The following is a 19307-nucleotide window of genomic DNA, read 5'->3' as shown; positions in this document are numbered from 1 at the left end:
TTCCCGGGGTTAGCCCCCGGGAAAAGGAAATCAGATCTTGCCGACGAGATCAATGCCGGGCTTCAGGGTCTTCTTGCCGGGCTTCCAGCGCGCCGGGCAGGCGAGGTCGCCGTGCTCGCGCACATACTGCAGGGCTTCGACCTGGCGCAGCAGCTCCTCGGCGTTGCGGCCGATGTTGCCGTCCACCACTTCGTAGGCCTTGATGCGGCCGTCGGGATCCACGACGAAGGTGCCGCGCTCGGCCTGGCCCGCCTTTTCAATGAGCACGCCGAAGTCGCGGGAGAGCTCATGGTTGCTGTCCGAGAGCATCGGGAAGCGCAGCGCGCGGATCGTCTCCGAGGCGTCGTGCCAGGCCTTGTGCACGAACTGGGAGTCGGTCGACACGGAGAAGACTTCGCAGCCGATCTTCTTGAAGGCCTCGTACTGGTCGTTCAGGTCGGAGAGCTCGGTCGGGCACACGAAAGTGAAGTCCGCGGGATAGAACATGAAGACGGACCACTTGCCGAGAATGTCCTTCTTGCTCACAGTGATGAACTTGTCGGCCTGGTAGGCGGAGGCGGTGAAGTCGGCAACTTCCTTGTTGATGAGAGACATGAATGTTTTCCTTGGCGTAATAAAAGGGCCGAAAAAAGCGTTTCTGCGATCGAGGCCCTTTGGTTCGTATCGAGAATGATTTTTATTTTACGAATAATACCCGACAAAGCCACTCAGGTTTTCCCTCTCCTCCGAAAGAGGGGCGCCGGGGCCTTGAGCGCAGGGGATAGATAAAAGAGGGCAGGAAGGAAAGGGTGGGGCAGGGCCGGGGGGCCTTCCCTGAAGTCTCAGCGCCGGGGAAAAAAGCGGGCCCTGCCAGGGCTTTCGGGGCGGCGGGCAAAAAGAAACCGCCTGCCAGGCTCCTGCCCCTTTGGGGAAAGACGGGGAAGTCCTTCTTTGTTCTTCCGCCCTCAAGGCAGGAGCGCTTCCGCTTTTTCCCCGAGCGCACGGCGTCCGGGCCGCCGGAGCGGCTGTTTTTATTTTTACATTGAAAAAATCATAGAACGATTGTTTATAACTGTTAAAAACAATGAAAGGATGATTCTGCCGGCGCCGGCCCTCTTTTTCCTGGGGTTATTTAGAAACGATTTTGCCAGCCGCAGAACCGGCAGAAAACAAAACGTCAGTTTTCGCGGCGCGAAACATGATTTAAAAATTTCACGTGAAGTCAGATAGTTGTTTCTGAATCCGCGCAATTCCAGAACAACAGGCGGTTTTCATGAGGAGACCTCACCATGGAATATCTGGCGTCATTTCTAGCGGTGCTTGTGACCATTGCCACAGGGTGGCTCGTCATCAAGCGATATCCCACTGTCATTGTCCTTCTGGGCTCGGGCCTGATCATGATCGCCATTGCGATCCTGTTCGGGGCCGACCACATTTTGCCTAAGGGCGCGAAGTCCACGGGGCTTGTCTGGTTCGACCTCATCGACCTGATCCGGCTCGCGAGCGTGAAGCAGGTGGCCGGCATCGGTATGATCATCATGGTGGCCGGGGGCTTCGCGAAGTACATGGAGCGCATAGGCGCTTCGGGCGCCCTGGTGAAGGTCTGCATTTCCCCGCTTAAGGCGCTCAAGAGCCCGTATCTCGTGCTCGCGCTCTGCTACATGCTGGGCGCGGCGATGTGCCCGGTCGTCCCGAGCCACGGAGGGCTGGCGATGCTGCTGCTCACCACGATGTACCCGATCCTGCTCAAGCTCGGCGTCTCCCGGGCGGGTGCAGCGGCCGCTATCTTCTGCTCGGGCACGATCGGAATGGGGCCCGGCACGGGCACGGCGCTTTTTGCGGCGAAAATCGCCAACATCGAGCCGATCGTCTATTTCGTCCAGTACCAGCTGCCGGTCGCGATCCCCATGATCATCACGATCGCGGTGCTCAACTTCTTCGTCCAGCGCTACTACGACCGGAAGAATGACGACGTCTACACGGACTCCGTCTTTGACAGCGGAAAGCTGATGCCGGTCGGCCCCTCGGGCTATGCGATTCTGCCGGTCCTGCCGATCGCGCTCCTTTGCGTGTTCTCGAAGTTCGGCTACCAGTCGATCCAGCTCAACACCGTGACCGCGCTCTTTCTTTCCTGGATCATCGGCGTCGTGGTCGAGCTCATCCGCCGCCGCGACCTGATGAAGGTCTGCGAGGACGCGATGGCGATGATCAAGGGCATGGGGTCGCTCTTCACCACGATTGTGTCCCTCATCATTGCGGCCCAGATCTTCGCGACCGGCATCAAGCTCTGCGGTCTGATCGACCTGCTGCTCAAATGCGCGAACTACGGTGGCTTCGGCATGACCGGGATGGCCGGTGTCCTTTCGGGCCTGATCGCGATCGTCGCCTTCCTCACAGGCAGCGGCGTGGGCGCGCTCACGAGTCTGGGGTCCATCGCGACCGATGTGGCCGCGGGCCTGGGCGGGGACGTGACCCAGCTCATCTCCTCCATGCAGTTTACGGCGGGGCTCGCCCGCGGTATCTCGCCAGTGGCGGGCGCCACGATTGTGGTGGCTGCCGCGGCCGGCATCACGCCGATCGCCATCATCCGCCGCACGGCAATCCCGATGCTCGGGGGCTGGATCGTGATGATGATCGGCAACTATCTTCTTCTGGGCTGAAGCAGGCCGGTCCCGACCGCCTCTTTCTCTCATTTTTTTGGGGGGAGGGGGAGGAAGGGACGGCCCGGGCGGACATAAAAGAGGCGCAATATGAATCCTGATATTTATGAGGCAATCAAGGCCGAGGCCCGCGCAATGCAGGACTCGATCGTGGGCTGGAGGCACCATCTGCACGAGAACCCCGAGCTTTCCTTCAAGGAGACGGGCACCACGGAGTTCATCCGCAGGGAGCTTGAGTCCTTTGGCTACAGGGACATCCAGGTGGGGTTCGGCCCGGTCGGAACGGGGCTTTGCACGTACGTGGGGCAGGGCGGCCGCTGCGTGGGGCTGCGCTGCGACATCGACGCTCTGCCGATTGCCGAGCAGACAGGGCTGCTCTACCAGTCGAAGAACCCCGGGGTCATGCACGCCTGCGGGCATGACGCCCATGCCGCCTGCATGCTCGCTGCCGCCCGAATCCTGAAGCTATACGAGAAAGATCTGCCGGTGCGGGTGAAAATCTTTTTCCAGCCCGCGGAAGAGACGCGCACGAAGATTTTTGAAAAGCCGCTCTCTGGGGCGGGCTACGTCGTGCGCAGCGGCGCGCTCGAAGGCGTGGACGCGATGTTCGGCATGCACGTCTGGGGGATATTCGAGGCCGGGAAGGTCTTTGTCCGCGAGGGCGCGACTATGATGGCTTCGGGGCGCTTCAGCCTGAAGGTGATCGGCAAGGGCACTCACGGCGCGAGCCCTCACCTGGGGTGCGATCCGGTCACGACGGCCTCCCAGATCGTCTGCGGTCTGCAGACGATCGTCTCGCGGGAAACGAGTCCGATCGAACCCGCACTGATCACGGTGGGCACCATCCACGGGGGGACCGCGACCAACGTGATCCCGCAGGAAGTGACGCTCTCGGGCACGATCCGGGCAGCGCGCGAGGATCTAGTGCGGTTTATGGGCAAGCGGCTGGGGGAGCTTGCATCGCTCACCGCGCAGGCCCATCGCTGCAGGACCGAATACAGCCTCCTCATCAACGGGCCGGCCGTGATGAATAACCCGGCGATGGTCTCGGTGGTGCGCAGCGCGGCAGGCGCGATTCTAGGAAGCGGGCGTGTGAAGGACGTCGACATGCTCACGGGCTCGGAGGACTTTCGTGAATATTCCGCCCGGGTTCCGTCCTGTCTTTACTTCATGGGCATGAAGGACGAGGGAAAGGGCGTTGGCCAGCCTCAGCACGATCCCGCCTTTCTCGTAAACGACGCGGTGCTCTCAGATGCCGCAGCCGTGATGGCGGCCATTCCGTTTGCCTTCGGGCAGGCCTGCCAGGGCTAGTCCTTCAGGGCTTCGGGCAGAGGACGGAGCTCGATGCCCGCAGTCCCCTGCGGCAGCAGCGGCGCGATGCGCCCGAGGATATCGTCCCGGATGATGCCGTGCAGCTCCGTGATGATCCGGGTGAAGAGCTCGGAGGGGACGCTCGCTTCCGCAAGGACGTAGATGGATCTTGACAGTCCCGGCGGAGGAGAGGGCAGGACGCGCAACTCCTCGAGGAGCTCCAGGTGCTGCAGCAGAGACAGCGGTCGGATAATGGCCCAGCCCAGCCCCTGGGCCACGAGCTTCATGCGCATCCCGATGCTGTCGGTGTAGATGTTGCCGCAGACGGGGATGTCGTGGGTCTGGAAATGCCCGTCCTCAAGCCTGCCCCCGCCGCTCGAGCGGTAGTTGTGGATGAAGGGCAGACCGCAGAAGGCGAGCTCCCGCCAGCTGCCCGGACTGAAGGCTGCGGGGGCTGCGCTGCGTGGGAAAATGATGACCGAGGGTTCGGTGAGCAGCTTGAAGCGGCGCAGCCCCGGGGCTTCAAAGCAGGGGTTGATGGAAAGGATGACGTCCACTTCCCGAGCGGCAAGCCGCTCGCAGAGGCGGTCCGCGCCTCCCGTGAGGCACGAGATCCTCTGCAGCGACGGGGCCATTTTTCTGATGAAGGCCGGGGCGATGTCGTAGGAAAAGCTGTCGATGAAGCCGATCCTGAGGGAAGGCCTGATGCGGCTCATGAGCCGGATTTCCGTAACGCTTTTTTCAAACTGCCGCATGCAGGGGCGCAGCTCGCTTTCCAGGCGGCGGCCTTCGGCCGTGAGCGAGGCGGGGCGGCGCGAGCGGTCGAACAAAAGGACCCCCAGCGAGGCCTCGAGCTCGCTCAAAATTCGCGAGACCGAGGCGACTGACAGCTCCGCGAGCTGCGCCGTCTTTCGAAAGGAGCGAGTCTCGCAGAGGCTCAGGAAGATCTCAAAGTCCTTGTTGAAAAGGCTTTTTTTCAGACTGATGTTTCTGCTGGGAAGCGGCTCGGCCATGGCGTGATTTTCCGAAGTCAGGCGCGGAACGCGCCGGGATTCAAGTTTAAACGCGCGAAAAAGCAGCAAGAGGATTTTCTAAGAGGTTGAAAGGGCGCATGGTGCTGCCGGGAATAGCAGGCGCAAGGAGGCCGCAGCGCAGTTCAGACAGCCATTGGAGGCTTTAGGCTGCGGATCTAAATTTCAGCACAGTATTTCTGAATTTCTAATGTTGAAAAAATTAAGAATCACTGTTTTTATAAATCTAATTAAAAATTATAAAAAGTGAATCGCCGCCATTGCCCGCACCTTTCCGTCAGGGACGCCAGGAGTCCGGAAAGGACCGGCCTGTGAAAGAGAGAGGTTCTTTGGAAGGGGAAAGCCGCTAGGCAAGGCGAAGCAAGTCAGTCGGATCGGGCTGGCCAAATCATCCCGGATGGCTGATTTCCTGTAGACAAAGCTGGCGCCGGCCGTGGCAGGGGGCATAACAAAAGGGATCCCCGGCTCGTATGCCTTGAGGCGGAGATCCCACCGGGATTCTTCGATTGAAAAATCCCCTTCTCTCGTTTCCCGGCTCCCTGTCGGGCGGAGGGAGCCAAGGGCTTCTTTCCGTTTAAGCGGCTTACTTGGCGGAAAGCGCCTCCACCTTTGCAGCCAGCTTGGAAAGCTGCGCCTTGACAGCAGTCAGCTCGGACTCCAGCTGATTGGAATGATCGCGGGCCGCCTGCAGGTCTTTGGCCATGTTTTCCTCGCAGGTCCTGGAGGCAGAAAGCTGTGCCTGGAGATCATTCGAGCGGTTCTTAGCGTCAAGCGCGACCTGCCTGTAGTCCACGGCGTGCCTGAAGTCGCTGCCGAAGCGGTAGATGAGGCCGGCGTTAAGCATATTGGAGCTGACCCCGCTGATTGAGTACCCCGCAGACACGAGGAGGTTGCCGGAGTCTGCTGTGTACCAGAACGCGCATAAGACCGCCGCGTTTCAATTGCAGAAAGCAAGTTCATAAAAATGATATTAATATTTTTTGACATTTAAAATAATGTAAGTTGTTCAACCTGGCACAGGGGGTTTGAGAGGCGCCTGCCGCAGGACCTCTCGGCAGGGGCTGGTTATGGAAAAAACGGGGGAAATCCCTTTTTCCGCCAGCCGGATTTTTCCTCAGGGCCTGCCGCCTGTTTGACGGCAGGCCTGCGTCTAATACAAAAAAATCAAAAGCCTGAGTGAATTTATTTTTCTGTCATCAATCCGTCACAAAACCGTCACGGGGCTGACACAACGCCTCTCCATACTTTCAACCTGTGCGGGAGGAAAGCACCCGCACTTGATTTCTTTTCTACTGATGGAAAAATAAAAGATGACTCTCAAGTTCCTGCGTTCCAAGGCTGCCGTCGCTGCCCTTTTGGCCGCCTCCGTGATGTTCTCCTCCTCTGCCTTCGCCGGCACCCTGAACCTGAACGGCTCCACCACGGTGCTACCGATCATGCAGCAGGTGACCGAGGCCTTCCACAAGCAGCACAGGGACATCACGGTGACGATCTCCGGAACCGGGTCCGGCAACGGCATCAAGGCTCTGCGCGACGGCACGACCGACATCGCCATGTCCAGCCGCGACATGAAGGAAAAGGAAGTGGCTGACTTCGGAGCGCACGGCATCAAGCCCGTGAAGATCACGATCGCTCATGACGCCATCATTCCGGTGGTGAACCCGAAGAACAAGGTGGCGGGCCTATCCAAGGATCAGATCCGCGGGATCTTCGCCGGCAACGTGAAGAACTGGAAGGAAGTGGGCGGTTCTGACGCCCCGATCGTCGTGGTCGGCCGCGACTCCTCCTCCGGCACGTTCGAATGCTGGCAGGAGCTCGTGATGGGCAAGACTCGCGTCTCCCAGCGCGCGCTGCTGCAGAGCTCGAACGGCGGCGTTGTCCAGGCTGTGGCCGGCAACCCCAACGCAATCGGGTACATCGGCGTGGGCTATCTCGGCAAGCAGGTGAAGGGCCTCTCGGTGAACGGCGTCAAGCCCTCCGCTGAAGCCGCCCGCAAGAAGACCTGGCCGATCGCCCGCGACCTCTTCCTCTTCACCGCCAAGGCTCCCGCGGGCGACGCGAAGAAGCTGATCGACTACACCCTGAGCAGGAGCGGCCAGCAGTATGTCGCCAAGGCGGGCTACGTTCCTCTTGGCAAATAACCGGTCCGGCTGTTCCTACTGAAAAAAGTGCTCCCGCGGGGGTTTCTCTCCTCCCTTTCGCGGGAGCCTTTAATGCAAGGCTCAATCGAATGACTTCTTCTGCGGCCGCCCCCGCGGGCGACAGGCACGAGGGGCTTTTCAGAAATTCCCTCGCAGCCGTTGCAGCCGTGAGCGTTCTCGCGCTCGCGGCCATTGTCGTGTTTCTTTTCACGCAGGCGTTTCCGATTCTGAGGGACGTCCCCCTGCATCAGTTTTTCTTCTCCACGGAGTGGTACCCGACTGATGATCCTCCGGTTTTCGGAATCGGGGCCATGATCGTGGGATCTCTTTCGGTCGCCGCCGTGACGACCGTGATCGCGGTGCCGATCGGAGTGCTCACCGCCGCGGCCATGCACTGCGCCTTTCCTCCGGCGGTGACCCGCTTCCTCAAGCCCGTGATCGAGCTCATGGCGGCGCTGCCCTCGGTGGTGATCGGCTTTTTCGGCCTTGTGGTCGTGGCGCCCTGGCTACAGCAGACGTTCAACCTCACCACGGGGCTCAACCTCTTCAACGCGGGGCTGATGCTCGCCTTCATGTGCGTGCCGACGATCGCCTCAATCTCCGAGGACGCGCTTAACAACGTGCCCGCCCAGATGCGCGAGGCAAGCCTCGGGCTCGGAGCCACCCGCTGGGAGACCCTCTGCCGCGTGGAGCTGCGCTGGGCCCTGGGCGGTATCGGCACGGCCGTGATGCTTGCGATTTCGCGTGCGATCGGCGAAACGATGGTAGTTCTCATGGTCGCGGGCGGGGCCGGCATCCTTCCCGAAAGTCTCTTTGACCCCGTGCGTCCTCTCACCGCCGGCATCGCTGCTGAAATGGCCGAGGCCGCCGTGGGCGGCGAGCACTACCACGCGCTTTATGCCGCAGGCCTGGTCCTTTTCTTCATTACGTTCGTCTTCAACGTGATCGCCTGGAACCTCACCCGGCGCTTTGCGCTGAAGGAGGGATCATGAAACTCAAAAACTTCGGGCTGCGGCAGGCCGCGGGCATCGCAGGCTTTGCGGCCATGAGACTCGCGGCGGCGGCGAGCGTCCTTGCGCTTTTCGGCGTGCTGGGCGTGCTCATCGTGAATGCCTGGCCCGTGCTCGGCTGGGATTTCCTCACGCAGCCGCCGCGCGACATGATGACCGCGGGCGGGGTCTTCCCCTGCATCGTCGGCACGGCGCTGCTCGCGCTGGGGGCGCTTTTCTTCGCGCTGCCCCTCGGGGTGGCTAGCGCCGTGTACCTGAACGAGTACAGCCGCGACACGCCTGCGGTGGTGCTGCTGCGGCTTTCGATCGCGAACCTCGCAGGCGTCCCCTCGATTGTCTTCGGGCTGTTCGGCCTAACGTTCTTCTCCGTCTTCTGCGGGTTCGGGGTGAGCCTCCTTTCGGGGATCCTCACGCTTGCAGTGCTGTCGCTGCCCATCATCATCAACACGACGGAAAGCGCCTTGAAGCAGGTTCCGGGCGACTGGCGTGAGGCGAGCCTCGCCCTCGGGGCCACGCGCCGCGAAACGATCATGAAGATCGTGCTGCCCTCGGCGTTGCCGGGCATCATGACCGGCGCGATCCTCGCGCTCGCCCGCGCCGCGGGCGAAACCGCCGCGATCATGTACACGGGCGCGGTCTTCTTCACGCCGAAGGAGGGCGTCTCGCCCTTCGAGCCGGTGATGGCACTGCCCTATCACATCTACGTGATGGCGACCTCCGGCACCGACATCGAGGCGACCAGGCCCCTGCAGTACGGCGCCTCCGTGGTTCTTGTGGTGCTCGTCTTCGCCATGAGCCTTGCGGCCATTCTCATCCGAGAGTTCCGCCGCGGCAAACACTAACGGTTATTTGGAAAGCAAGCCACTATGAACGGATATGAATCGCTTTTCACCAGTTCGACTGATCCGCGCGCCCGCGAGGCGAAGATCGAGGTGAAGCATCTGAACTTTTACTACGGCAGCTCGCGGGCCCTGAAAGACATCTCGCTCACGATCCCGAAGGGCTGCGTCACCGCCTTCATCGGCCCCTCGGGCTGCGGCAAGTCGACGCTGCTGCGCACCTTCAACCGCATGTACGACCTCTACCCGGGCATAAGGGCCGAGGGCGAGATCCTGCTCGACGGGCAGAACATCCTTGGGCCCGGGGTCGACGACTGCGCGCTGCGCACTCGGGTGGGCATGGTCTTCCAGCGCCCGACCCCGTTTCCGATGAGCATCTACGAGAACGTCGCCTACGGTGTGCGTCTGCGCGAGAAGATCTCGAAGGCCGACCTTGACGAGCGGGTCGAGTGGGCGCTGAAGAAGGCCGCGCTCTGGGATGACGTGAAGGACAAGCTCGCACGGCCCGGCACCAGCCTTTCGGGCGGCCAGCAGCAGAGGCTGTGCATCGCGCGCGGCGTCGCCGTGAAGCCCGAAGTGCTGCTTCTTGACGAGCCCTGCTCGGCCCTGGACCCGATCTCGACCTCCAAGATCGAGAACCTCGTCGACGAGCTGAAGAATGACTACACCGTGGTGATCGTCACGCACAACATGCAGCAGGCGGCCCGCGTCTCCGACGTCACCGTCTTTCTCTATCTGGGGCAGATCGTCGAGGTGGGCGCCACCTCCGACATGTTCACGCACCCGAAGAAAAAGGAAACCGAGGACTACATTACGGGGCGCTTCGGCTGACCGGGCGCGGAAAAAGGAGAAGAAGAGATGAACGCGCATATTGTCGCGAAATTCGACGGTGAGCTCGAAGAGCTGCTCGCCCACACGCTTTCGATGGGGCAGCTCGTGCGCGCGCAGCTCGCGCTTGCCGGCGCCGCGCTGCAGGCCTTTGACGACGGCCGGGCCGAAGAGGTGGTCCGCAAGGACTCCGAGGTAAACGGCTGGGAGGTGAGAATCGACCGGGAGATCGAGTCGATATTCGCCCGCCGGCAGCCTGCGGCCGGAGACCTGCGGCTGATGCTCGGCGTGAGTCGCGTCTCGGTGGATCTGGAGCGCATGGGCGACGAGGCAAGGAACATCGCCCGGACGATCGGCTACTTCGATCCGGCCGACCCGGCCCGCAAGACGATGGCCGCGGCCCTCGCGCCCGCCTTCAGCACCGCGGACCTCATGATCCGCGAGGCGCTTCGGTCCCTCAAGGACCGCGACGCGGTCGTGGCCCGGCAGGTGATCGGGCTTGACCGCGGCATCGACGACGTGTTCCATGCCCTGATCGCCGGCCTCATCGAAACCCACGGGGTGAAGCGCGAAGCCCTGCGCTCCGAGATCATCGCGGCCTGGATCGCCAAATCCATCGAGCGGGTGGGCGACCACGTGAAGAACATTGCGGAGACCGTGATCTACATCTGCGAGGGAGCAGACATCCATCATGAGTTTTACACGGAGCCGGGGCCAGGCAGCGTTCGCCCCGACTCGGTGGAAGGCTGAGACCGAGAGCCAAGATACAAGCTCAGCCCTTTTTGGCAATGCTCTTTTAAAAAAAAGGCACTGCCGCTTTTTATTCCTCCGGCCCGCCTCGAATCCTCGTGGCGGGCCGCCTGCGCTTTTGGGGGAACTCCTTCCTCGAGGGGAGGGAGGGCCCCGGGGTGCGGGTGCCGGGCTTTCAGCGGACCATGCCTGAAAAAGAGGGAAGGGGGCTTCTCTTCTTTTTTCTTAAAGCCGCGTCTTTTTTCAGGCGCGCAGAAGGCTCAGATGCAGACCCCGGAGAGCAGCGACAGGACGTCGATGCCGGGGCGCGCATGACATCGCGCCGAAGAGCGGCGCGATTCCGAGGCCCGGTTTTTGGGGGCCGCCTTCACGACTTCGACCGCGCCGGCCGGATTGATCCGAAACTCAACGAGCGAGTCCCCGCTCTTGAGCCCCAGAAAATCCCGGACTTCCTTCGGAATGGTGACCTGGCCCTTAATGGTAAGACGATTTGCCATGTTGAATTCTCCCTGCCTGAATAAACGAATGCGAATAAAAAAAGAGCCGCAGTTTTGTCTGCGGCTCTTCTCTTTGTAGCGGATCTGGTTTTCTGCTTTAAGGACTATCTTTTTTCTGACCGTGCAGAACCGGACGCTACAGCTTTGGAAAGCCGCGTCATCTGGCACATGCACATGCACATGCTGTCGAAATGGGACAGCTGGCGGATCATCAGAAAACCTATCCTCAGAATATAAATATGTCTTTGAACCTTACACCTAAAAAGTTCAGAAGTCAAAATCCGAATTTTCCGGCAGAAAAATATACACAAAATACTCTACGTCAATATGGAACAAACTCTACCCCCTCCCATGGATTTATAGATTTTGCACTATTTAAAATAGTTTACACATGACCGCGAAGGCCATGGCTCAAGGGACCGGTTGAAATAATCACGGTGGCACATTCGAATTTTGAGGGGGATGAAATAACAATGAAGCAATATTCACTGAGCCTTCTGTCTGTGGCTGTAACTGCGGCAGCCTTGTCTGCGTCTGCCGGCGCGCTCACGCTCGACGCCCAGCAGTCTGCCTCATTTAACCTGGTCGGCGATCCTTCGATTACGGTGGGATCGGAGGCGAACCCCATCAGCCAGGCGCTCTATGCCAACGGCAGCGGCGCCGTCGGTACCGCCTCGGGCGACACTATTGCGGTTTACGGCAATCCCAGGGCGATTCAGGCCTCAACTTCCGGCGAGCTGAACATCGGCACTTCCGAAACCAGCCGGCTGACGGTGAGCGCGACAGGCGGGGAGAGCGCGATCGGAGTCCTCGCCCTTAAGGGCGGGCACGTCGTTCTCGCGGGGCAAAACATCAGCGTCACCTCCGACGGCTTCTGGAGCGTGCTCACGCAAAACAACACGGATCAGGAAACCGCGCCTGAAGGTACCGCCTCTGTCGTCATCAACGGCGGAAAGACCACCATCAGCGCTCCGAACGGATACGCGATGTCGGCCTACTCCAACGGTTATCTTGAGATCAACGGCGACCTTACGGCAACCGACAACATGTCGCTCATGGACGTGCGCGGACACTCCACCACCAACATCAACCAGAAGGGCGACGGCACCGTGGTCCTGAAGGGCGACATCGCCTTCGAGACGCCGGGCAGCGCTGCCGGCTCCGGCAACGAGATCGACGCCACCGTGAACATCAATCTGAAGGGCAGCGGCTCCTCCTGGACTGGCAACGTCTTCCGCCAGGTTCCGGAATCCTGGACCGACGAGGAGATCCAGAAGAACGGGCAGGTGGCCGGGCTGAACCTCGCGCTCTCCGACGGCGCCGCCTGGAACGTGACGGATCCTCAGCCCTGGGAGGAAGGCGAAAAGTCCTCCGCCCTCGCCGTGAACTCCGTGAAGCTTGACAACGGCGTCATCAACGTGACGCAGTCGCCTTCCCAGTCGGTTGACGTCACCACCCTCTCGGGCACGGGCGGCACCCTCAACGTTGCTGCCGAAAAGACCAACGGAACGCTAAAGAGCGCCAAGGTGAACGTCTCTTCGGTCGCCTCCGGATCGACTCCGAAGATCACTGAAAACTATGTCGGCATCACCGCCGACCAGGCTTCTAGCGCCTCCGACCTCGACACCCTGCGGTCTCTCAGCGTGAACGGCGGCACCCAGGGCGTCGATCTCGTGCAGAACGTGGCTGAAGGCGACATCGTGGGCGCGATCACCCGCGAGACCAAGGCCGACGGAACCGTGGGCGCCGTGGTCGAGAGCAGGAACTCCCGCCAGGAAGCCTTCGGCGCCTTGTCCAAGGCCTCCATCCTCACCTGGCGCCATGAGACGAACGACCTCGAAAAGCGCATGGGCGAGCTTCGCGACAGCGCGAAGGGCGTCGGCACCTGGGTCCGCGTTTACGGCTCCGAGCAGGAATACGGGGCGCAGAGCCTCACCACGAAGAACAACTCCGTTCAGCTGGGCGCGGACTTCGGCTTGCCGCGCAACTGGAAGCTCGGCGCGGCCTTCAGCTACACCGACAGCGACACGAGCTACAAGAAGGGCAGCGGAGACGGCGACACCTACACGCTCTCCGTCTACGGCACCTGGATGGATGACTCGGGCCTCTTCGTCGACCTGATCGGCAAGTACGGACGCATCTCCACGGACTTCAGCCTGAACGGCTTCAGCGGCTCCTATGACAACAACGCCTTCAGCCTGAGCGCAGAGGCGGGCTGGCACTGGAACGTGAACGAGAGCGTCTTCGTCGAGCCCCAGGCCGAGCTCACCTACAGCTTCGTCGACGGCGACAAGTTCCGCTCCGCGAGCGGCACCACGATCGACCAGGACAACTTCAATTCTCTGGTGGGCCGGCTCGGTGTGCGCGCCGGCCTGAACCTCCCGCAGAAGAAGGGCACGATCTATGCCCGCGTCTCCGGCGCCTATGAGTTCGAGGGCGACTACAAGTACAAGGCGAGCAACGCGCTGGCGAGCCGCTCCTACAAGGACGAGCTCGACGGCGGCTGGGTCGAGTACGCGGTGGGCGCGAACTTCAATCTCAGCAAGCAGGCCTACACCTACCTCGACCTCGAGCGCACGAGCTGCGGCGACATCAAGGAAAACTGGCGCTGGAACGTCGGCCTGCGCTACGTCTGGTAAAAGGGCCTGAGCTCCCGGGCCGCACGCGGCCCGGGGCAGTTTCCTGTCGTTTTCCTCCAGTCCTGCCTTTCGCGGGGATCCTCGTCACCCCGAAAGGCAGGACTTTGTTTTTGGCGTCCCGCTGTTTTGGGGTGGCCGGCCGCCCGGGCGCCTTCCCTGAGCTAATATCCCTCAGTAATTTCTAAAAATTCCTGCGCCCGAAATCCGGCGCCAAAGGTTCTGATCATGCAGAAGACCTACCTCAAGTCGCATAAACTCGATCATGTCTGCTACGACATCCGCGGCCCCATCATGGATGAGGCGAACCGCATGTGCCGGGCGGGAGAAGACGTCCTGAAGCTCAACATCGGGAACCCCGCCTACTTCAACTTCAAGACGCCCGAGTCTCTGGTCGAGAAGCTGCGCGAGAACCTGCCCGACACCGAGGGGTACTCGGATTCCCACGGACTGCTGTCGGCCCGCGAGGCGATCGCCGAGTACTGCAGGAAGAAGGACATCCCGAACGTGGGGGTGGGCGACATCTACACCGGCAACGGCGTAAGCGAGCTGATCACGATGTCGATGCAGGGGCTGCTCGACAACGGCGACGAGGTGCTCGTGCCCGCACCGGACTATCCGCTGTGGACTGCCTCGGTGACTCTCGCGGGCGGTAAGGCCGTGCACTACATCTGCGACGAGAAGTCGCACTGGTACCCGGACCTGAAGGACATGGCCTCGAAGGTGACGGACCGCACCAAGGGCATCGTGGTCATCAACCCGAACAATCCGACCGGCGTGCTCTATCCGAAGGAAATCCTTGAGGGCATCGTGAAGATCGCCCGCGAGCACGATCTGATCCTTTTTGCCGACGAGATCTACGACCGGCTCGTGATGGACGGCAAGAAGCACACGGCGCTTGCCTCGCTCGCGCCGGACCTTCTCACCGTGAGTCTGAACGGGCTCTCGAAGTCCCACCTCATGGCGGGCTACCGCTGCGGCTGGATGTGCCTCGCGGGCAACAAGGAGCGCAAGAAAGGCTACATCGAGGGCCTGAACCTGCTCTCTGCGATGCGGCTCTGCTCGAACGTGCCCGCGCAGTCGCTCATCGCGCCGGCGCTCGCAATGCCCGAGGAAACCGAGAAGATGCTCGTGCCCGGAGGCCGCGTCTACGAGCAGCGCGACTGCGTCTGCAGGCTCCTCTCCGAAATCCCCGGCATCACCTTCGAGCGGCCTGACGCCGCCTTCTACATCTTCCCGAAGATGGACACGAAGCGCTTCGGGATCACGGACGACGAGCGCTTCGCGCTAGACCTCCTGAAGCGTGAGAAGATTCTCATCACGCACGGGGCGGGCTTCCACTGGATTCACCCGGATCATTTCCGCATCGTCTACCTCTCGGAGGTGCCGCAGCTCACCGAGGCGCTCACGAGGCTGAAAAACTTCTTCGCGGACTACCGCCAGGACTAAAAGGGACAGGCGGCGCCGGAGGCCCTCCCTCCTTTCAAAGGCGGTGCCCGCCTTAAGACCCAGGCCTCGGTGCGGGCTTTCTGCATCCGGAGAAAGCCAGCGGCTGCGGCCGTGACGGTGAGTACAGAGCCCGTGTCTGAAGGAGGAAGCGCGCCTTTGCCGTGCTCTGCGGGCCCGACGAAAAGGCCTTCCCCGCAAGGCCTCGGCTGCTGCTGCCCGCGGACGCCTGGGCGGCGGTCCCGAAGGAGCTGCACGAGGCCTTCTCGAGGCCGCTTTCCGAGGCCCGCGCGCTCTGGGGCGGAGAGGAGGAGGCGCGTCTTGCGCCCTGTACCCTCGGGTGCTTCGCAGAAGCCTTCCGCCACCTTCAGGCGGCCGAAGCCTGGCGCAGCTGGGGCTCCTTCATCGAGCAGGTGTACCCCGCGCTTGGACCCGGCGTGCGCGAGCGCTTCGCCTTCGCGCGCGAGGCGGCTTCGGAGGACCTGCGGCCCTGGCGCGAAGAGCGCTCCCGGATCAAAGCCTTTCTTGACGAAGAGCTCGCCGGGGGCGGCCTCCTCGTGTTTCCGACGCTGCCCGGCCCCGGGCCGCTTCACTCGGGCAGCGACGCGGACATGGAGCATTTCCGTTCGAGCGCCTTTGCGGTGCTTTCTCCGGCGGGACTCGCGGGGCTGCCCTCGCTGTCGCTGCCGCTGGGTACTCTGCAGGGCGCGCCGGTCGGCCTCACCCTCCTCGGGCCCGCGGGTTGCGACGAGTGGGTGCTGCGCTGCGGCTGCGAGCTTATGGAAAGCCTCGGTCGCCCGCGCATGCTCTTTTCCAGCGCGGGCTTTGCCCCGATCTTCTTCTTTTTTATAAGGAAAGCCGTCTGAGATTGCCCCGGCGGCTAATAGGAAGACGAACCCAGATACGCTATCCTAAAGGTGTTTTTCTTTTGTTTTAGATTTTGTTTTCAGCGCGCCATGAAATTCGCCGCCTTTCTCGTCCTTTTCTCCTTTGCCGCCTCCGGCGTCCGGGCCGACGGATTCTCCTCCCCCGCGCCTGCCCCGCAGACGCAGCCCGCCGCGGTTCAGTCCGCTCCGGCCCCCTCGCCAGGCCAGAGGCGACCCGAGACCGTCCGGCGTCCGAGGATCGGGCTCGTGCTCTCGGGCGGCGGCGCCCGCGGGTTCGCGCACGTGGGGGTGCTCAAGGTGCTCGAGGAAGCGGGCGTGAAGGTCGACCTCATCACCGCCACCTCCATGGGCTCCATGGTGGGCGGGGGCTACGCTGAGGGCTACAGCCCCGAGGAGATCGAGAAAATCATCAAAGGCGTCAACTGGCAGAAGATGTTCGCGCCGAAGCCTGACCGCGCCGAGATGAACTGGCGGCGCAAAGAAGACAAGGAGCACGGGCTTTCCGACACGGAGCTCGGCATCGGGCCGCAGGGCTTCGCGCTGCCCTACGGCATCATTACGACCCAGGAGCTCGATCTGTTCCTGTCGCGCGTGAACGAGCCGGCAAGCCGCATCACGGACCTCTCGCGGCTGCCGATCCCGTTTGCGGCCTTCGGCACCGACCTTGAGACGGGCCGTGCCCTCGTGCTGCAGAAGGACATCCTGCTCTCACAGGCGATGCGCGCCTCGATGTCGATTCCGGGAGCCTTCGCGCCGGCCGAGTGGAAGGGACATCTCATCTCCGACGGCGGTCTCGTGCAGAACCTCCCGGTCGAGGAGGCGAGGAAGCAGGGCGCCGACATCGTGATCGCGGTGAACGTGGGCACGCCGCTCTCCCCGCGCTCGAAGCTCAACACGCTCGCGGGCGTCATGGGGCAGATGATCAACATCCTCACCGAGCAGAACGTGCAGAAGAGCATCAGCGAGCTCACGCCGCGCGACATCTTCATCGTGCCCGACCTCGAGCAGTACTCTTCGGGCGACTTCGACAAGGCCGACGAGATCATCCGCGCGGGCGAGGAGGCGGCGAGAAAGGTGCTGCCGAGGCTGCGCAGCCTCGCCGTTCCCCGCAGCGAGTTCCTCGCCTGGAGCGAGCAGCGCCGCAGCGCGACCGAGATCACCGGGCGGCACGTGCTCGCGGGCGTGCGGGTCGAGGGACTCAAGGTGGTCAACCCTGTCAACGTCGAGCGCGAGATCAAGCTGAAGAGGGGCGACGTCGTCACCACGGCGCAGGTCGAGCGGGCGGCGCAGCGCATCTGGCAGGACGACGATTTCCTCTCCGTGCCCTACCATTTCGAGCCCGGCCCCGATGGCACCGAGATGCTCGTCTTCGAGCCACAGGAGAAGACCTGGGGGTATTCGGCCTTCCGCGTGGGCGGTCGCTTGCAGACCAATTTCCGCGACGACCACACCTTCAGCTTCATGCTCGAACACACGCTCGGCTGGATCAACGCCTGGGGCGGGGAGCTGAAGACCGCCGTGCAGATCGGCGAGGACGAGGGCCTGCAGCTGAGCTACTACCAGCCCCTGGGCGTTGCAAGCCCCGTGTTCCTCAATCCGCGCTTTTCCATTGGGCGCGAGGACTATGACGTCTACGAGGGCGACATCCGGGCCGGCACCTGGCAGAACAAGCAGCTCATCGGCTCGGTGGAGCTCGGCTACGAGCTCGGCCGCTATGGCGTGGCCACCGCGGGGCTGGGCTACACGCTTCTCAAGCCCAACCGCGTCGTGGGCACGGGCGAGCGCGACGTGAGGGACACCCGCGGCTTCGGAAACTTCGTGCGCTTCAAGCTCGACCGCCTGAATAGCACGAGCTTCCCCACCGCAGGCTACAAGATCGACGCGCTCGGGGTGCGTTTCTGGGACGAGATGGGAAGAAGCGGCATGAAGACCGGCTACGAGCTGAGCGCGACCGGGGCGACGACGGCCGGCCCCTGGACCTTCGCCGGGACCGTGAAGGCGGGCCGCTCGCCGCTTGAGGGCACATTCAAGCTGGGCGGCGCCTTCAACCTGTCGGGCTCGAGCTACGGGCGTTATTCGGGCGACCACATGGAATTCGCGCGCCTCATGGCCTACAGGAACCTGAGCTCGCGGCTCGCGCAGATCGGCGCTCCAGTCTGGGCCGGGGTGACGGTGGAAGGCGGCCGGGCCTACAACAAGTTGGACGGCGAGCACCCGGGCTGGAAGAGCGCGGCGGGAGTCTTCCTCGGTGCCGACACCTGGGTGGGGCCGATCTACCTGGTGGGGGGACGCACCTTTGGGGGCGACAGCGCCATTTACTTCATGTGGGGGCACATCCAGTAAGGCCGCTTGAAGGCAGGGGCCGGGCTGCCGCCTAAAGGCTGCCCGTCGCCCAGGCCACAAGAAGCACCGCCGCGAGGAAAAAGACGCTCCAGATCGCCTTCGAGTCTCCCGCGCGCAGCCGTTCGATCAGATCGGTGTCGTCGTCCTCTCGCCCGTCAGGGCCGTAGTCGGCCTCGAGCCCCGAAAAGTCCGTCACGGTCACCCGCTCCGGGCTCCAGCTCTCAAGCGCGCCCTTTACTTCAAAGAGGAGCCGCTCGGGTTCGCCGGGGCGGCTTTTGCTGCGCCCGTAGACCAGCACCCGGACGCCTTTCTGGCTGCAGCGCGTGATGACGCTCTCAGGCATTGCGCGTCTCCCCGCCCTCGGGAACGATGGCAAAGAGCTCCTCGTCGCGCGCGGCCATCGCGGCCCGCGCGAGAGCTCGCTTCAACTCCGTCCAGTGTGCAAGAAGTGCCGGATCGCGGCCTCCGGCCTTCACGGAGCGGCCCGTGCGGATGAAGTCTTCGCTCATGATTCCCTCTCGCGCGCAGAGGCAAAGCCCCGGGTCCCCGAGCGAAGCCTCAAAGTAAAGCCGCCCGTAGACGGCCTCCGGGGCGCAGCGGGGGGCGCTCTCCGGCGGGATCACCTCGAGCGCGCCCCGCGAGACCGCGCGGGTCGTCATCTCGAGCGCGTCGATCACGCCCGGGCCGGGGAAGGCGGTTTTGAAGCGGAAATCCCTGCGGTCCGCGGTCCGCCCGGGCGAGAGCTTCGAGAGTGCAAAGCACACGAGCCGGTACCCGAAGGCGAGCCCCCCGATGCTGTCCTCGCCGTGGTAGAGGCGGCAGGCTTCAAAGGGGATGGCGAGCTCGATCCCGTGGTCTCGGATCCGAAGGGTGGCTGGTGCCGTGAGCTCCATGGCGGCGGTTCTCCTCGCGGGGAAAAAGGAAGCGTTTCCGGCGGAGCCGGGGGTAG

The 19307-nt window shown here is 62.6% G+C and carries 17 protein-coding genes; 11 read left to right on the top strand and 6 right to left on the bottom strand.

The window, feature by feature from the left end; genetic code table 11:
* Positions 1-30: 30 nt before the first annotated feature.
* Entirely contained in the window at positions 31-594 is a 564-nt protein-coding gene (gene ahpC / locus MUN46_RS11090; RefSeq protein ID WP_237978354.1) for an alkyl hydroperoxide reductase subunit C, read from the bottom strand.
* A gap of 674 nt (positions 595-1268) precedes the next feature.
* Between ahpC and dcuC the strand changes: the two genes are divergently transcribed.
* Both dcuC and MUN46_RS11080 read left to right on the top strand, forming a co-directional pair.
* On the top strand, positions 1269-2639 hold the full coding sequence (gene dcuC, locus MUN46_RS11085) for a C4-dicarboxylate transporter DcuC (protein ID WP_243375985.1): 1371 nt from the start codon (positions 1269-1271) through the stop codon (positions 2637-2639).
* A gap of 90 nt (positions 2640-2729) precedes the next feature.
* On the top strand, positions 2730-3950 hold the full coding sequence (locus tag MUN46_RS11080; RefSeq protein WP_237978356.1) for a M20 metallopeptidase family protein: 1221 nt from the start codon (positions 2730-2732) through the stop codon (positions 3948-3950).
* On the opposite strand, the gene MUN46_RS11075 is transcribed toward MUN46_RS11080, so the two are convergent.
* On the bottom strand, positions 3947-4963 hold the full coding sequence (locus MUN46_RS11075) for a LysR family transcriptional regulator (protein ID WP_243375984.1): 1017 nt from the start codon (positions 4961-4963) through the stop codon (positions 3947-3949). The genes MUN46_RS11080 and MUN46_RS11075 overlap by 4 nt on opposite strands.
* 601 nt (positions 4964-5564) lie before the next feature.
* Complete coding sequence (locus tag MUN46_RS11070; RefSeq protein ID WP_243375983.1) at positions 5565-5825, bottom strand: DUF2968 domain-containing protein; 261 nt, start codon at positions 5823-5825, stop codon at positions 5565-5567.
* A 466-nt stretch (positions 5826-6291) separates the two neighbouring features.
* On the opposite strand from MUN46_RS11070, the gene MUN46_RS11065 reads away from it, so the two are divergent.
* The 5 genes from MUN46_RS11065 to phoU all read left to right on the top strand — a co-directional run bounded on the left by MUN46_RS11065 (position 6292) and on the right by phoU (position 10549).
* A complete protein-coding gene (locus MUN46_RS11065; RefSeq protein ID WP_243375982.1) occupies positions 6292-7122 on the top strand; it encodes a PstS family phosphate ABC transporter substrate-binding protein in 831 nt (276 codons plus the stop codon).
* A gap of 89 nt (positions 7123-7211) precedes the next feature.
* A complete protein-coding gene (gene pstC, locus MUN46_RS11060; protein WP_243375981.1) occupies positions 7212-8114 on the top strand; it encodes a phosphate ABC transporter permease subunit PstC in 903 nt (300 codons plus the stop codon).
* Complete coding sequence (gene pstA / locus MUN46_RS11055; protein ID WP_243375980.1) at positions 8111-8974, top strand: phosphate ABC transporter permease PstA; 864 nt, start codon at positions 8111-8113, stop codon at positions 8972-8974. Before pstC ends, pstA begins: the two co-directional genes overlap by 4 nt.
* Positions 8975-8998: 24 nt before the next feature.
* Positions 8999-9802 (top strand): phosphate ABC transporter ATP-binding protein PstB, encoded by an 804-nt coding sequence (gene pstB, locus MUN46_RS11050; RefSeq protein ID WP_237978362.1) that lies wholly within the window; start codon positions 8999-9001, stop codon positions 9800-9802.
* Between the two features lie 27 nt (positions 9803-9829).
* Entirely contained in the window at positions 9830-10549 is a 720-nt protein-coding gene (phoU, locus tag MUN46_RS11045; protein ID WP_237978363.1) for a phosphate signaling complex protein PhoU, read from the top strand.
* A 260-nt stretch (positions 10550-10809) separates the two neighbouring features.
* On the opposite strand, the gene MUN46_RS11040 is transcribed toward phoU, so the two are convergent.
* Positions 10810-11046, bottom strand: a complete 237-nt coding sequence (locus tag MUN46_RS11040) for an AbrB/MazE/SpoVT family DNA-binding domain-containing protein (RefSeq protein ID WP_237978364.1) — start codon at positions 11044-11046, stop codon at positions 10810-10812.
* A 473-nt stretch (positions 11047-11519) separates the two neighbouring features.
* Between MUN46_RS11040 and MUN46_RS11035 the strand changes: the two genes are divergently transcribed.
* From MUN46_RS11035 to MUN46_RS11020, 4 genes are all read left to right on the top strand, one after another.
* The gene (locus tag MUN46_RS11035) at positions 11520-13685 is read left to right on the top strand and encodes an autotransporter outer membrane beta-barrel domain-containing protein (protein ID WP_243375979.1); all 2166 of its coding nucleotides are present in this window, start codon (positions 11520-11522) and stop codon (positions 13683-13685) included.
* Positions 13686-13910: 225 nt separating this feature from the next.
* Positions 13911-15131, top strand: coding sequence for an aminotransferase class I/II-fold pyridoxal phosphate-dependent enzyme (locus MUN46_RS11030; protein WP_237978366.1), 1221 nt, complete (start codon positions 13911-13913; stop codon positions 15129-15131).
* A gap of 161 nt (positions 15132-15292) precedes the next feature.
* Complete coding sequence (locus MUN46_RS11025; RefSeq protein WP_243375978.1) at positions 15293-15994, top strand: amidase family protein; 702 nt, start codon at positions 15293-15295, stop codon at positions 15992-15994.
* Between the two features lie 90 nt (positions 15995-16084).
* Positions 16085-18358, top strand: a complete 2274-nt coding sequence (locus MUN46_RS11020; protein WP_243375977.1) for a patatin-like phospholipase family protein — start codon at positions 16085-16087, stop codon at positions 18356-18358.
* A 31-nt stretch (positions 18359-18389) separates the two neighbouring features.
* Here the strand turns inward: MUN46_RS11020 and MUN46_RS11015 are convergent, their stop codons facing one another.
* Both MUN46_RS11015 and MUN46_RS11010 read right to left on the bottom strand, forming a co-directional pair.
* Positions 18390-18701, bottom strand: a complete 312-nt coding sequence (locus tag MUN46_RS11015; RefSeq protein WP_237978369.1) for a hypothetical protein — start codon at positions 18699-18701, stop codon at positions 18390-18392.
* A complete protein-coding gene (locus MUN46_RS11010; protein ID WP_243375976.1) occupies positions 18694-19251 on the bottom strand; it encodes a hypothetical protein in 558 nt (185 codons plus the stop codon). Before MUN46_RS11010 ends, MUN46_RS11015 begins: the two co-directional genes overlap by 8 nt.
* Positions 19252-19307 lie beyond the last annotated feature (56 nt).

The organism is Mesosutterella faecium, assembly GCF_022809315.2.
Taxonomy (GTDB): domain Bacteria; phylum Pseudomonadota; class Gammaproteobacteria; order Burkholderiales; family Burkholderiaceae_F; genus Mesosutterella; species Mesosutterella faecium.
This window is presented reverse-complemented; position numbering and strand designations above follow the sequence as displayed.

Bases quoted from the DNA above. Each gene is read 5' to 3' on its own strand.
- ahpC (WP_237978354.1), bottom strand. From the start codon at position 594: ATGTCTCTCATCAACAAGGAAGTTGCCGACTTCACCGCCTCCGCCTAC.
- dcuC (WP_243375985.1), top strand. From the start codon at position 1,269: ATGGAATATCTGGCGTCATTTCTAGCGGTGCTTGTGACCATTGCCACA.
- MUN46_RS11080 (WP_237978356.1), top strand. From the start codon at position 2,730: ATGAATCCTGATATTTATGAGGCAATCAAGGCCGAGGCCCGCGCAATG.
- MUN46_RS11075 (WP_243375984.1), bottom strand. From the start codon at position 4,963: ATGGCCGAGCCGCTTCCCAGCAGAAACATCAGTCTGAAAAAAAGCCTT.
- MUN46_RS11070 (WP_243375983.1), bottom strand. From the start codon at position 5,825: ATGCTTAACGCCGGCCTCATCTACCGCTTCGGCAGCGACTTCAGGCAC.
- MUN46_RS11065 (WP_243375982.1), top strand. From the start codon at position 6,292: ATGACTCTCAAGTTCCTGCGTTCCAAGGCTGCCGTCGCTGCCCTTTTG.
- pstC (WP_243375981.1), top strand. From the start codon at position 7,212: ATGACTTCTTCTGCGGCCGCCCCCGCGGGCGACAGGCACGAGGGGCTT.
- pstA (WP_243375980.1), top strand. From the start codon at position 8,111: ATGAAACTCAAAAACTTCGGGCTGCGGCAGGCCGCGGGCATCGCAGGC.
- pstB (WP_237978362.1), top strand. From the start codon at position 8,999: ATGAACGGATATGAATCGCTTTTCACCAGTTCGACTGATCCGCGCGCC.
- phoU (WP_237978363.1), top strand. From the start codon at position 9,830: ATGAACGCGCATATTGTCGCGAAATTCGACGGTGAGCTCGAAGAGCTG.
- MUN46_RS11040 (WP_237978364.1), bottom strand. From the start codon at position 11,046: ATGGCAAATCGTCTTACCATTAAGGGCCAGGTCACCATTCCGAAGGAA.
- MUN46_RS11035 (WP_243375979.1), top strand. From the start codon at position 11,520: ATGAAGCAATATTCACTGAGCCTTCTGTCTGTGGCTGTAACTGCGGCA.
- MUN46_RS11030 (WP_237978366.1), top strand. From the start codon at position 13,911: ATGCAGAAGACCTACCTCAAGTCGCATAAACTCGATCATGTCTGCTAC.
- MUN46_RS11020 (WP_243375977.1), top strand. From the start codon at position 16,085: ATGAAATTCGCCGCCTTTCTCGTCCTTTTCTCCTTTGCCGCCTCCGGC.
- MUN46_RS11015 (WP_237978369.1), bottom strand. From the start codon at position 18,701: ATGCCTGAGAGCGTCATCACGCGCTGCAGCCAGAAAGGCGTCCGGGTG.
- MUN46_RS11010 (WP_243375976.1), bottom strand. From the start codon at position 19,251: ATGGAGCTCACGGCACCAGCCACCCTTCGGATCCGAGACCACGGGATC.